General features: G+C 69.1%; 9 protein-coding genes and 1 pseudogene. 2 read left to right on the top strand and 8 right to left on the bottom strand.

Features of this window, described 5'->3' with window-relative positions:
• Positions 1–75 precede the first annotated feature (75 nt).
• The 7 genes and pseudogenes from A5730_RS08625 to mutA all read right to left on the bottom strand — a co-directional run bounded on the left by A5730_RS08625 (position 76) and on the right by mutA (position 10,422).
• Positions 76–879 (bottom strand): TylF/MycF family methyltransferase, encoded by an 804-nt coding sequence (locus A5730_RS08625; RefSeq protein WP_067898345.1) that lies wholly within the window; start codon positions 877–879, stop codon positions 76–78.
• Between the two features lie 515 nt (positions 880–1,394).
• Positions 1,395–2,504, bottom strand: coding sequence for an NAD(P)-dependent oxidoreductase (locus A5730_RS08620; protein WP_067898342.1), 1,110 nt, complete (start codon positions 2,502–2,504; stop codon positions 1,395–1,397).
• A gap of 181 nt (positions 2,505–2,685) precedes the next feature.
• Entirely contained in the window at positions 2,686–3,603 is a 918-nt protein-coding gene (locus tag A5730_RS08615) for a sulfotransferase family protein (protein WP_067898339.1), read from the bottom strand.
• 343 nt (positions 3,604–3,946) lie between these two features.
• Positions 3,947–5,233 (bottom strand): serine hydrolase domain-containing protein, encoded by a 1,287-nt coding sequence (locus A5730_RS08610; protein WP_067898337.1) that lies wholly within the window; start codon positions 5,231–5,233, stop codon positions 3,947–3,949.
• Between the two features lie 52 nt (positions 5,234–5,285).
• A pseudogene (gene meaB, locus A5730_RS08605) lies at positions 5,286–6,286 on the bottom strand (methylmalonyl Co-A mutase-associated GTPase MeaB).
• On the bottom strand, positions 6,287–8,539 hold the full coding sequence (scpA, locus tag A5730_RS08600; protein ID WP_067898331.1) for a methylmalonyl-CoA mutase: 2,253 nt from the start codon (positions 8,537–8,539) through the stop codon (positions 6,287–6,289).
• A 5-nt stretch (positions 8,540–8,544) separates the two neighbouring features.
• A complete protein-coding gene (gene mutA, locus A5730_RS08595; protein WP_067898329.1) occupies positions 8,545–10,422 on the bottom strand; it encodes a methylmalonyl-CoA mutase small subunit in 1,878 nt (625 codons plus the stop codon).
• A 168-nt stretch (positions 10,423–10,590) separates the two neighbouring features.
• Between mutA and A5730_RS08590 the strand changes: the two genes are divergently transcribed.
• Positions 10,591–11,358, top strand: coding sequence for a TVP38/TMEM64 family protein (locus A5730_RS08590; protein ID WP_067898325.1), 768 nt, complete (start codon positions 10,591–10,593; stop codon positions 11,356–11,358).
• Between the two features lie 137 nt (positions 11,359–11,495).
• The gene (locus tag A5730_RS08585) at positions 11,496–12,290 is read left to right on the top strand and encodes an endopeptidase (protein WP_067898322.1); all 795 of its coding nucleotides are present in this window, start codon (positions 11,496–11,498) and stop codon (positions 12,288–12,290) included.
• A gap of 419 nt (positions 12,291–12,709) precedes the next feature.
• Here A5730_RS08585 and A5730_RS08580 read toward each other — a convergent pair.
• Positions 12,710–13,811 (bottom strand): cell wall metabolism sensor histidine kinase WalK (locus A5730_RS08580; protein WP_067898319.1); only part of this gene is annotated, 1,102 nt, incomplete at its 5' end.

Genomic DNA, 13,811 nt, shown 5'->3' with positions numbered 1-13,811 from the left:
GGGCGGCTTCGATCCTCCGCGTGCGCGCGGCGATATCGCGCTCGGAGCGTCAGCGCGCTCCGGTGCGGGTTGCCCTCACTTGCGCCAGAGCACGCCCGTGCCGTCGATCTCCTGGATCTCCGCGGTGATGCCGTGCTTGGTCCGGTAGTCCGTGGTGGCCTGCCGGCACGCGTCGAGGGCGTGGTAGTCGTCGATGATGCAAAAGCCCCCGGGCGACAGCCGCGGGTAGAGCGCGTCGAGCGCCTGGATCGTCGATTCGTAGAGGTCACCGTCGAGCCGCAGGACGGCGATTTGATCGATGGGGGCGTCGTGCAGCGTGTCCTTGAACCAGCCGGGAAGGAAACGAACCTGGTCGTCCAGCAGCCCGTAACGCGCGAAGTTGGCCCGCACCTCCGCTTCCGGTATCGCGAGGATGTTCGCCGCCCGGTGCAGGTTGATGCCCGCGTCCGCCTTGTAGTTGGCCGGGTCCGGCGGCGGCACGCCGGCGAACGAATCGCACACCCACACGCGGCGCGTCTCGTCGCCGTAGGCCGAGAGCACCGCGCGCATCAGGATGGAAGCCCCTCCGCGCCACACGCCGCATTCGACCAAGTCGCCGGGAATGTCCTCGGTCAGCACCGTCTCGACGCAGTGCTGCAGGCTGGTAAGGCGCTTCATCCCGATCATCGTCAGCGCATCCGCGGGCCAGTCCTGGCCCAACTCCCGCGCTTGCTGATCGAACGGACGTTTACGGACGAGCATGTAGCTGCCGGTATTGAGAATCGGCCGCCCGATGCGATACCACCGGACCGGCACCAGTTCATCTGAGCCGTATCTGGTCAAGTCGCGTCGGAGCAGGTCGAGGTACGCAGACCGGGTATCGCGGTCGGTCACAGTCAAGATTGCCCCCTGTCTCGCATTTCAATACTCCCGATGTTGAGCCTAGACGCCTATCGGCGCCTCTAGTACGTTTCGAGTTTTCTGGAATCGGATCCGCCAAGCGGATGGTTGTTTGCTCACGTGGGTTTCTCGGCCATTAGGCGCATTCGGCGCGTCCCGCGGAACGGCCCGTGGCCGACCCGATTTCGCCATTCGTCCGCCACCCCGACGAGCAAACCCATTCCTGCACTTGGGTTCTAGTGATCGGCATTGTGCGATCGGTCGCGGCGCGGCACCTGTCGCCTGCGTAAGCCTAGGTCATGCTGCTGCGCTCACTCGCCCTTCTTCAACATGCGTCACATGGGGGAAGCTTTCACGATTCGCGAAGCCGGCGTGCGGCCGCGATACGCGATGTGATGCCTCGACAGTACCGGGCTGGAATGCTACCGCACCACGGCTTTTGGCGGCGCGTTGCTCACATTCGAGCCCGATCGCGAGTGCCCGAAATTAACCATGTAGTTAATGGGCGATCGCTTTTAACGATGGCCGGCATGCTCGACCGGCCGGCCACCGACGCTGTCACTCGCCGCGGGGCCGGACTCGGGGAGGCTGCCGATCCACTCGAGCAGCACACGCAGACCGTCGTCGAGCGTCCACTTCGGGCGCCAACCGAGCTCCTCCATCGCCGGCCGGATGTCGCAACTCGCGGCGCGGACGTCGCCATCGCGGAACTTGGGGACGAGCACCGGTTCCGGCGCGTCGAACGCCGCGGCGATCTTCCTGGCCAGCTCGTGAATGGTCGTCCCGATTCCCGACCCGATGTCGAGGCAACGGGAACCGTTGGCGGGCTGCTGAACCGCGGCGAAAACGGCATCCACCACGTCGTCGATGAAGACCAGGTCGCGCACGATTCGCCCGTCCTCGTACACCTCCGACGCGCGTCCCTCCCGCGACAACCGCGCGAAGAACGGCACGACACCCGTGTACGGATTGCTCAGCGGCTGCCCCGGCCCGAAGGCATTCTGCAGGCGCAACACGCTGAGATTGGTGTCGTGCGCGGCCGCCCAGGCGGCCAGCAGGTGCTCTTGCGCGAGCTTCGTCGCCCCGTAGACGTTGGTGGGCCGCGGCTCCGTTCGGCCCGCGGAGCTCGGAAGCGGCACCGCCGGTTCGCCCGAGGGCCCCTGCGGATCCCAGATGCCGGCCACCAGCTGCGCATGGCTGCGCGGCGGCGGATAGAAGACCTCACCGCCGGACTGCCAGGCGCCCTCGCCGTAGACCGCCCTGGACGACGCCAGGACGAACTGCTCGGGCACCAGTCCCTTGCGGCCCAGCGCGTCCAGCATCTGGGTGGTGCCCACGACGTTCACCGCGCCGTGGCGCGTCGCCTCGGTGAGCGACTGAGCGGTTCCGGTTTCGGCCGCCAGATGGACGACCTGGGTGGGCCGGAACAACCTGAGCACGGCGTCCCAGTCGGGCGCGTGCGTGACATCGCCGGTGAAGAACCGCACGGCCGGCGGAAGGTCGATCGCGCGCCCGTCGTGCACCTGGGGGAGCAGAACGTCCATGACGGCGACGTCACAACCAACTTTGACGAGGCGGTGCGCAAGCGCGGAACCGATGAAGCCTGCGCCTCCGGTGATGAGCACGGACGATGACAAGAGCCGGCGCCTCCCAGTTGAGTGCGGAAAAGTTTGACCGGCACGCTGCCGAGGTGCGATCCGGTCGATCATATCGGGGGCCCGCTCGGCGAAAGCTGGATTGCCCGGATAGGTGTCAGGGCGCGCGACGGCGATCGAAGGCGCGATCAAGCGCCGCGGTAGACGGCGGTTAGGCCCAAGATCCCCTGCGCCGGTGCGCCATGGCGACGACCTCGAGGATGGGCTTCATGACGGACGGCCTGAGCAGCCGAACCAGCGTGCTGTTGGAGTAACCGCGGGCGTTGTCGAACGCCGTCCGGAAATCGTGTTCGCTCGCCTGGTAGGCCTCGAAAACGCGATCCAACTCGGCCTCGTCCCAAGGCTCGTCCGCAGCGGCGGCGTGCATCGCGCGGTAGACCACCGACATCCAGTCGGTGCCGAAGCGATCCGTGGGCGGACTGTCGCAGTCGCGATTGCGCCGAAGATCCGGCGACAGGAACTCGTCGACGGCCGCCTCGTCCTCGGCGATGAGATCGATGCCGAGCGCCGTGGAAATCCGCTTCATTTCCTGGCGCCAATCGTTGAGGAGGTTGGTGTACTCGACGAACACCCGGGGCAGGCCGCGCGTCTGGCGTTCGGACACCAGGTTGCCCTTGAGCCACAACGCGCTCGCCAGCTCCGGCGACGCCCCGGCGAGGCGTCCCAGCGACGGGACCACCTCCTGCGGGTGCCGCACCGCGATCACCACGGCGATGTCGAAGCCGGCCTTGCGCGCGGCCTCGAACCACATGTCGGCGAGCACATTGATCTGCAGGTCCTTGATGACCACCAGCGGGGCGGCCGGGAGCTTGTTGACATACGACTGGATGTCGAACATGCAAGAGGCCTTCTCTTTGGCGCTGAATTCGCCTTCCTCGAGCACGCGCAGCGAAGGGTCCCACCAGGCGCTGCCGTGACGTTCGAGAATTGCCCGGTTGAGCAGCAGGGATTCGCGCGGTTCCCAGTATCCACGCTGGTTGCCTTCGTCGGCTCCCATCATTCCGACCGGAAGCGTGGCACCGCACAGCGAGAGCACCCGTGTGAGGGCAGACGTTCCGGATCTCCCCATACCCAGAACGAAAAGGGCGATCGGCCGGGTTGCGCTCCCGTTCAACGCCCTCTTGCCTGTTACCTGGCCCCTGCGACCGGAGCTCCTGGCGATACCACTCAGCACTGTCCACCACCAATCGTAAGAAGGAGAGCAGCAAACCCTCCACGACGCCGCAAACAGGGCCCCCACCCTGGTTCGGTCACTCGCGGAATCGTAGCAACGCAAGTTGCTATCCCGCAGTATTTGCCGATTATTCATAGCTGAGATGCGGAACGGCGATAGAAATCTCGTCGACACAATCCGGTAATCGACAGCTGTAGCAAACGCAAGCGTAAATTATCGAGGACTGGCTGCGCGGCGATCAGCCCGCGACGGCCCCCGGCTCGTAGTACGGCGCCCCGTATTCGGTCACCGGCGTGAAGCCGCGTTTGCGGGCCTGTTCGGCGGCCTTGCGAATCAGCGCGTAGATGCCGACGAACGCCGCGTGATCGGTCATCACGAACGGTGTCAGCAGCCGGTTGTGCACCAGCGAGAACGCCACGCCACTGACCGGGTCGGTCCAACCCAGCGAACCGCCCAGGCCGACGTGGCCGAAGCCGGGCATCACGTTCCCGAACGGCAGGCTGTGGTAGCCCAGGTGGAAGGCCAAGGGCACGAACAGGTTTCGGTCCGGACGCAGGCTGCGCCGACCGGTCAGGCCGGCGACCATCTCCCGGGACAGGAACCGGATGCCGTCGACCTCGCCGCCGTTGGCGATGGCGCCGTACATCCGTGCCAGCCCGCGGGCCGTCGCCACCCCGTTGGCCGCCGGGATCTCCCCGTCCAGCAGGGGCGTATCCCCTTGGACCGCGGCGACCATGCCGGGGAAGTACATGGACCGAAACCCGCCGGACAGCTCGTTGGCGACCTTGCGCGTCACGAAGCTGAGCACCGGGTTCCTCAGGATCTTTTGCGGCGTGATGATCTCGGCGACCCGCGTCGGCGCACCCGCCGGCGGGCGACCCAGATACAGCCCGTCGGTGCCCAGCGGCTCGGCGAGCTCCTCGCGGATCAGGGTCCGCATCCCCTTCCCGGTGACCGCCCGGGCGAGGCCGGACATCAGCCAGCCGAAGGTCAGCGCGTGGTAGGCCGGCTTGCCCAGCAGCCGCCCCGGCGAGGCCGCGGCCAGTCGCTCTTCCATCACGACGTGGTCCAGCAAGTCCTCGGTGCGGGCGCCGCGCAGGCCGGACAGGCCGGCGGCGTGCCGCATCACGTCGCGGACGGTGAGGCTCTCCTTGCCGTTGGCCCCGAACTCGGGCCAGTACTCGGCGACGGGCGCCTCGTAGTCGATCAGCCCGCGGTCGGCGAGCCGGTGAATGACGGTGGCGGCCATTCCCTTCGTCGCCGAGAACACCATCGGCGCGCTGTCGGCCGACCACGGCCGGTGACCGCCCCGGTCGGACCAGCCGGACCAGACGTCGACGACCGGTTGGCCGTCGAGATACACCGCCAGCGCACCGCCGCCGAACCGGCGGGCGGGGAACATGGTCGAAAAGCTGCGAACGACGCATCCAAAGTGTGAGTCCGCCGCGCCGGACACACGGTGACCTGCGTCAAGGTCATCGTGGACAGGGACCGCGCGGCGATCGACTCGGGTTTCCACCGTCACGCTTTTGAATTTACTTGGATTTCACACCTTCCCGGTGCGAAATGTAGATTATTTACCTATCCGTTAGTCTGACGCGGCCGTCAGTATTTGCTCGGCCGCCAGCGCCGGGGTGAGCTCCCCCGCCTTCACCTGGCGTTCGATGTCGGCACGCATCTTGCGCACCTTGGGATTGGACAGCACCCGGTCCAGCACGGTGTCGCGGACCATCTGCCACGTCCAGTCCACTTGCTGCGCGCGCCGGCGGGCCTCGAACTCGCCGGCCTCGGTGAGCACCTGACGATGGCGTTCGACGGTGTCCCACAGCTCCTCGAGGCCGGTCCCCTCCATCGCGCTCATCGTGAGAACCGGTGGCCGCCACAGTGTTTCGCGGGGATGTATCAACCGGATCGCCGAGGACAGTTCGCGGGCGGCCATCCGCGCCTCGGCGAGGTGCTCGCCGTCGGCCTTGTTCACCACCACGATGTCGGCCAGCTCCAGCGCACCCTTCTTGATGCCCTGCAGCTGATCGCCGCTGCGCGCCAGCGTCAGCAGGACGAACGTGTCGACCATGTTGGCCACGGTCACCTCGGACTGGCCGACGCCGACGGTCTCGATGATGATCACGTCGAATCCGGCCGCCTCCAACAACACCACCGTCTCGCGGGTCGCCTTTGCTACACCGCCCAGGGTGCCCGATGTGGGCGACGGGCGGATGTACGCATCCGGGTGCACCGCGAGCCGCGCCATCCGCGTCTTGTCGCCGAGAATCGACCCACCGCTGCGCGTCGACGACGGGTCGACGGCCAGGACCGCCACCCGGTGGCCCTCCTCGATCAGATGCATGCCGAGGACCTCGATGGTGGTGGACTTCCCCACCCCCGGTGTCCCGGTGATGCCCACCCGGTGCGCGTCGCCCGAGTCCGGCGTCAGCTCGAGCAGCAGCCGCTGCGCCTTCTCGTGATGGTCGGCGCGGGTGGACTCCAGCAACGTGATGGCCCGCGGCAGCGCCGCGCGGTCGCCGCCGCGAACGGCGTCGGCCAGATCCTCGACGGAGTCGCTCTTGCGGGGGGCCATCTAGTCGAGTGGGTAACCCAGCCGCTCGGCGAGCTTGTGCAGCAAGCCAATTGCGGCATCGGCGATCACCGTCCCGGGCGGGAAGATGGCGGCGGCCCCGGCCTCGTACAGTTCGTCGAAGTCACCGGGCGGGATGACGCCGCCGACGACGATCATGATGTCGGGCCGCCCCACTTCGGCGAGCGCGTCGCGCAGCGCCGGCACCAGCGTCAGGTGGCCGGCGGCCAGCGACGACACCCCGACGACGTGCACGTCGTTGTCGGCGGCCTGCCGGGCCACCTCCTCGGGCGTGGAGAACAGCGAGCCGACGTCGACGTCGAACCCGAGATCGGCGAAGGCCGTCGCGATCACCTTCTGGCCGCGGTCGTGACCGTCCTGGCCCATCTTCGCCACCAGAATCCTGGGCCGGCGGCCGTCGGCCTCGGCGAACTTCTCGACTAGTTCTGTGGCGGTTCCGATGTTCGGGGCCTTTCCGGCTTCGTCGCGGTAGACACCGGCGATGGTGCGGATCTCCGCCTGGTGCCGCCCGTATACCCTTTCCAGCGCGTCGGAGATCTCCCCGACCGTCGCCTTGGCCCGGGCGGCGTCGATCGCCAGCGCCAGCAGATTATTACCCAGCCCGTCCGCCCCGGCGCGCCCGTGTGCCGCGGCGGCGCGGGACAGCTCGCCCAGGGCGGCCTCGACGGCGGACTGGTCGCGGCCGGCCCGCAGCTCGGAGAGTTTGGCCAGCTGTTCGGCGCGCACCCGGCTGTTCTCGACCTTGAGCACCTCGACCTCTTGGTCCTCTTCGACCTGGTACTTGTTCACGCCGATCACCGGTTGGATCCCGGAGTCGATGCGGGCCTGGGTGCGCGCGGCCGCCTCCTCGATGCGCAGCTTGGGGATGCCGTCGCTGATCGCCTGGGCCATGCCGCCGTGCTCGGCGACCTCGGCGATGTGGGCGCGGGCCTTCTGCGCGAGCTGATGGGTAAGCCACTCCACGTAGTACGAGCCGCCCCAGGGGTCGATGGGCCGGGTGGTGCCCGATTCCTGCTGCAGCAGCAGCTGGGTGTTGCGCGCGATCCGCGCGGAGAAGTCGGTGGGCAGGGCCAGCGCCTCGTCGAGGGCGTTGGTGTGCAGCGACTGGGTGTGCCCCTGGGTCGCGGCCATCGCCTCGATGCAGGTGCGCGCGACGTTGTTGAAGGCGTCCTGCGCGGTCAGCGACCAGCCGGAGGTCTGCGAATGGGTGCGCAGGGAAAGGGATTTGGTGTTCTTGGGGTTGAACTGCGCGACCAGCTCGCTCCACAGCAGCCGGCCGGCGCGCAGCTTGGCGACCTCCATGAAGAAATTCATCCCGATGCCCCAGAAGAACGACAGTCGCGGCGCGAACTTGTCGATGTCCAGGTCGGCGTCCAGGCCCGCCTTGATGTAGTCGACGCCGTCGGCCAGCGTGTAGGCCAGCTCCAAATCGGCTGTGGCGCCGGCTTCTTGGATGTGATAGCCGGAGATCGAGATGGAGTTGAATTTCGGCATCTTCGCGCTGGTGTAACCGAAGATGTCGGAGATGATCCGCATCGACGGTTTGGGCGGGTAGATGTAGGTGTTGCGCACCATGAATTCTTTGAGGATGTCGTTCTGGATGGTGCCGGCCAGCTTCTCCGGCGGCACCCCCTGCTCCTCGGCGGCCACCACGTACAGCGCCAGGATCGGCAGCACGGCGCCGTTCATCGTCATCGACACCGAAACCGTCGAGAGGTCGATCCCGTCGAACAGCTGGCGCATATCGAGAATGGAATCGATTGCCACGCCGGCCATTCCGACGTCGCCCTGGACGCGGGGATGGTCGGAGTCGTAGCCGCGGTGGGTGGCCAGGTCAAAGGCCACCGACAGGCCCTTCTGGCCGGCGGCCAGGTTGCGGCGGTAGAACGCGTTCGACTCGGCCGCGGTGGAGAAGCCCGCATACTGGCGGATGGTCCACGGCTGGTTGACGTACATCGTCGGGTACGGGCCGCGCAGGAAGGGCGGTTCGCCGGGGAAGCTGTTCAGCGGGTACCCGGCGGCCGCCGCGGCGGCCCGGTCGGCGCCGATGTACACCGGCTTGACGGCGATGTCTTCGGGCGTGTGCCACTCGAGCTGGTCGGGCGTGTACCAGTGCGCCGCCGCGGCGGCGGCGACGTGCTGTTCGACGGCGGCTTCGGTGGGCGGCGGCAGCGGTCGGCCGCCGGTCAGCGGAACCTCGGCGAAGTTTCCGATCACGGGTGCGGTTGTGGTCATTGCGGCTACGCTCCCAGTCGACTGAGCAGGTTCGAAAGGGCTTCGACCGCATTGATTTTCGCGGTCAGGAACTCGTCGGGCCGGTGCTCGGCATCGCCGACGGCCTTCTCCGGTCCCGCCAGGCAGACCCTCGATACCCCGGCGGCGCGGGCCGCCTCGACGACCGCCGCGGCCTCATCCTGGTAGCGCTTGTCGGTGCCGCAGATGACCGCGACGCCCGGCGATCCAGCGTCGGCGACCGCCTTGGCGACGCCGGCGGCGTCGACCGATCCGGGGTTGACGGCCTCGATGCCGCCCGACGCCAGCAGGTTGCTCGCGAACGTGGCCCGAATGTTGTGCTCGGCCAGCGGGCCCAGCGGAAGCAGCAGGGCCTGCGGGCGGGCGCCGGTGCGGGCCAGGAAGACGTCGGAGCGGTCGCGCAGCGCCTCGAACGCCGCGGCGTAGCGCTGCAGGTTGCCGGCGGCCAGCGGCGTATCCGACGAATCGTCCTGTGCCAGAGGAGGTTCCGTGAGGTTAGGAAATTCGCTGACGCCGGTGATCGCGGTGCGACGATGCGCGATGTCGTCGGCGCGCCGCCCGGCCACCTCGGCGATCTGGCCGGCGATGTAGTCGTGCGCCTCGACGAACCCGCCGCGCGCCTCGATGGCCTGGAAGTGCTCCCAGGCCTGCTCGGCCATGCGCGCGGTGAGGTCCTCGACGAACCACGAACCGCCGGCCGGGTCGAGTACCCGGCCGACGTGCGACTCCTCCAGCAGCAGCAGCTGGGTGTTGCGGGCGATCCGCCGGGCGAAGCTTCTGGCGGTGCCGGGAAAGCCCCCCGGGATCGCCACGTCGAATGGGAGCACCAGCACGGTGTCCGCGCCACCGACGCCGGCGCCGAACGCGGCCAGCGTGCAGCGCAACATGTTCACCCACGGGTCGCGCTGGGTCATCATCGGCAGCGACGTCTCCGCGTGCACGGTGACGGCGCCGCCGTCGGGATCGCCGACGACCTCCGCGACCCGCGCCCACATTTGACGCACAGCCCGCAGCTTGGCGAGCGTCCCGAACTGGTCGTCGTCGGCGGCCAGCCGGAAGCTGATCTGCCGTAGCGCCTGACCGACCGGCATGCCCGACTCGGTGAGCCGCCGCAGGTAGGCCACCCCGGCGGCCACGGTGCCGGCCAGTTCCCAGGTCGCGTTCGCGCCCAGGTTGTGGAACGCGGGCCCGTCGACGGTGATCGCCCGTACGCCGCGCTCTTCGGCGGCGCGCTTGGCGACCGCGAGGACCTCGTCGAGGTCGGGCGCGGGACGGTCGCTCAGCGCCGCGGTGAGCGGGTCGCCACCGAGGTCGATCGAGAGCAGGTCGCGCTGGTCGGCCTCGACCCCGCTCGCCATCGCCAGCATGACCTCGGCGGCGGCGGCATAGTCCGCGCCCGCGTCGAGGATCACCGGCGCCATGCTCAGGTGCACGCCCGCCACGGCGCCCTCGAGCTGGTCGGCGGTCACGCCGGACTCCCCGACCCGCAGCACCAGGGCGCCGGCCCCGTTGCCCAGCGCCTCGAGCACCGCCGCATTGACCTCCGTGGCCGCCACCCCGGCGACGCGATCGGCGGGGAACGCCTCGGCCACCTTCCAGCCGGACTTGACGTCGCGCCGCGCGTCGGCGCCCCGCACATAGGGCCACTCACCGGGAAGCGGCGGTTCCGGCAGCTCGTCCAGCGCCGTGTACAGCGCGCGGATCGCGATGCCGTCGTAGGTGGGCGTTTCCAGCAGCCGCTCGGGATGGTCCCCGAGTTCCTCGGGTTCCTTCCGGGTGCTTTTCGATAGCACGCCGGCGACCGCACTGCGCCAACGCCCGCGAACCTGTTCTAGTTCGGCAAGCTCGGGTACATCAATGGACACCGATTGCTCCCTTTTTCCCAGCAAATGGGGCCTGCGACTTACTAATGAGGCTAGTTGATCGAGCCTGTCGGCAGAAAACCGCGACCGACGACGAGCGGGGCGGTCCGGCGATGAAACGCCAGCCTCGGGAAACGAGTTATTCACCTGCGACCCGTAACCTTTACAGGCGTGACGGCTTCCGCCACCTGCAGAATCAACCGGACGCTGCGCGACCTCGCCGGCGCGCTGGGCGCCGCCGCGCGCCTGCTGTCGCGGCCCCGGGCGATCGCCACAGTGGTCGGTATCACAGTCCTGATCGCGGCCGCGTCCTGGCTTCCGCTGCCCACTCCGGTGCAGATGCGCGACTGGGCGGAGTCGGTTGGGCCGTGGTTCCCGTTGGCGTTCTTGGCCGCGCACATCGTGGTCACGGTGGTGCCGGTGCCCCGCACGGCGTTCACCTTGGCCGCCGGGCTGCTGTTCGGCCCGTTGGTGGGCGTCGCGATCGCGGTGGTCGCCAGCACCGCAAGCGCGGTGATCGCGCTGCTGCTGGTGCGCGCGGCCGGGTGGCGGCTGAACCGCCTGGTTCGCCACCGCGCGATCGACACGGTGGACGAGCGCCTGCGGCAGCGAGGCTGGCTGGCCATCCTGTCGCTGCGGCTGATTCCCGCCGTGCCGTTCTCGGCGATCAATTACGCCGCCGGCGCGTCGACCGTGCGCCTGCTGCCCTACACGCTCGCCACGCTGGCCGGCCTGCTGCCCGGCACCACCGCGGTGGTGGTCCTCGGCGACGCGCTCGCCGGTCACCCGAGCTCGCTGCTGTACCTGGTGTCCATCTGCACGGCGACTCTGGGTTTGACGGGATTGGTCATCGAGATCCGCCACTACCGCCGGCACCATCGCCGCGCGCACCGTCCCGCGGGCGAGGAGGCCTCCCCCGAACCGGCGATCATCGGCTGACCCGTCGGGCGGATCTGGTCAATCGCGTGAATTGACGGGCCGAATGCTGGCAAGCTGGGCTCAGACACCGGCACCGCGCGCAAGGGGGGGTGTTGGCCGGAATTCATGTGCCGTACCTGGCGCCACAACCGTCGCGAATGCACAACGCGCTACTCGTGATCGCCTCGGTGTTTTGCGCGGCCGCGTTCGTGGCCGCGGTGTGCCTGCTGTCCAGGAACGCCGCCCAGACGGCCCACGATGCCGCCCCGCCGCCCGTCCTGGCCCCGATCGACCTGCCCGCGGCCAGCGCCGTCGGCCCCGGTTCCGGCATCTACATCCAGTACGCCGACGGATCGGGCGGGATGGGTTGTACCGCAGGGTTTTTGGTGCACACCAGCACCGGTCAGGCCGGTGTGCTCACCGCCGGGCACTGCAACCGGCCGGGACAGCTCAGCAAGGTCTCGATGAACCTGGCCGGCATCCTTCCCTACGCGACGGTGGGCACGTTCCGCCGTACCGTCAGCGAGGGCGTGCACAACGAACAGCACGACATCGGCCTGATCGTGCTCGACGGCGAGAACGTCCCGCAGGCCTCGGCCATCGGGTCCGCGCTGCCGGTCTCCGGCGTCGCCACCGGGTTGCAGATCGGCGAGGAGTTGTGCAAGTTCGGCATGGGCACCGGCGAGGCCACCTGCGGGGAGATCACCCAGATCACCGGGAGCAAGGTCGTCTTCCAGGCGCCCGGCCAGTGCGGCGATTCCGGCGGCCCGGTCTACCGGAATCAAAGCGACGGCACCGTCGGCGCCGTCGGGATCCTCATCCGCGGGGGCGACCCGTCCACCCCCAAGCACGGGTGTTCGGCCCCGGCCAAGTTCTCGGTCGCCGAGTTGATCCAGCCCTGGCTGGACGAGTGGCATCTCACCGCCGTCACCGCGGCGTCCACGGCCGGCTGAAACTTCGCGCCGCGCAAGCTTCTTCAGCCTGATTTCAGGCTCACTTCCTACTGTCGCCCCGGTACACGTGAAGCGATCGCTCGGGTGATTGATCGCCGACAGAGAGGAGAGCTGGGCCGAGTGAAGATCAAACAACTCATCGCGGGTTCGTTGCTCGCGGGCGCCCTTGGGGTGGCCGTGGCCGGTTGGGGTGCCGGGGTGGCCCACGCCGATCCGCCGCCACCGCCGCCCGGGCCCGGGCAACCCTGGGGGCCGGGACCGGATGGGCCGGGCGGACCGCCGCCACCGCCCGGGCAACCGGGGGGAGCACCGCCGCCGGGGGCTCCGGGTGGGCCGTTCCGGCCGCCACCGCCGGGGTTCTAGGCCGGTTCTGCGCTAGCCCCACCGAGCGGTGGCCGCCCCTCAGGGGCGGTCACCGCTCACCGCGCGTCCGCCGCCGCGGCGACCGGCAGGGTGAGGCGGAACTGCGCCCCGCCGTCGTGCGGCACGCATACCAGCTCCCCGCCGTGGGCCCGCGCCAGCGCCCGGGCAATCGGCAGGCCCAGCCCGGCGCCGCCGTGATCTCGGGCGCGCCCGGCGTCCAGCCGCACCAGGCGTTCGAAGATCCGCTCCCGCTCGTCGTCGGGAATCCCGCGGCCGCTGTCGGTGACGGTCACCTCGGCGGTGTCACCGTCCCGCCGGGCGTCAATCGTGATCGCGCCTCCGGCCGGGGTGTACCGGCGCGCATTGTCGAGCAGATTGGACAGGATCTGCGCCAGCCGGGTGGGGTCGGCGTTGACGTTGAGATCGGCCACGCCGGTGCGACTGACCGTGAGTTGCGGGGCGAGCATGGCGGCCCGGTCGGCTTCGGCGTCCGCGATCGCGGCCAGGTCCACGTAGCCGGTGTCCAACGGCAGCCCGGCGTCGATGCGACTCAGATCGAGCATGTCCGCGACGAGCCGCCCGGCGCGGCGGGCGTCGGACAGCAAGAGGCTGGCCCGACGGTATTGACCCTGCGCCACGTCGTCGCCCTGATCGGGAGAGGCGTTGTTGGCGAGCTGTTCCGCGGCGACCTGGATCCCGGCGATCGGGGTGCGTAGCTCGTGCGCGGCGTCGACGAGGAATCGCCGGGTGGCGGTCTCGGCGCGTCGGGCGGCGTGGTCGGCCCGCTGGGCCCGGTTTTCGGACGCCTCCAACGCGTCCAGCATCCCGTCGAAAGCGCTTGCGGCACGCCCTAATTCGGTGTCGGCCCGATCAGGGCGGAGCCGTCGTCCGCGATCGCCGGTTCTGATGTCGTTGGCCAGCGCCGTCAGCCTGTCCAATGGGCGCAACGCCACCCGGCTGACGGCCATCAGCAACAGCGCGGCGGTCAGCAGGGTCGCCGCGCCGGCCCCGATCATCAGCAGGCGCAGCTGGTGCGTCACCTGGGTGGTCTGCGTCGTGTCGGCGACCAGGATTACCCGGGAGCCGTCCGCCAGTGGGCGCACCAGGGCCGTCGAGGTGGCATCCGGCGGGGGCGGCGGCCAGGGTGGAACGCCGGGC

This window comes from Mycobacterium sp. ACS4054 (assembly GCF_001667275.1).
In the GTDB taxonomy this organism is placed as follows: domain Bacteria; phylum Actinomycetota; class Actinomycetes; order Mycobacteriales; family Mycobacteriaceae; genus Mycobacterium.
The sequence above is the reverse complement of the archived record's forward strand: the minus strand, read 5'-3'. Positions and strand labels throughout refer to the sequence as shown.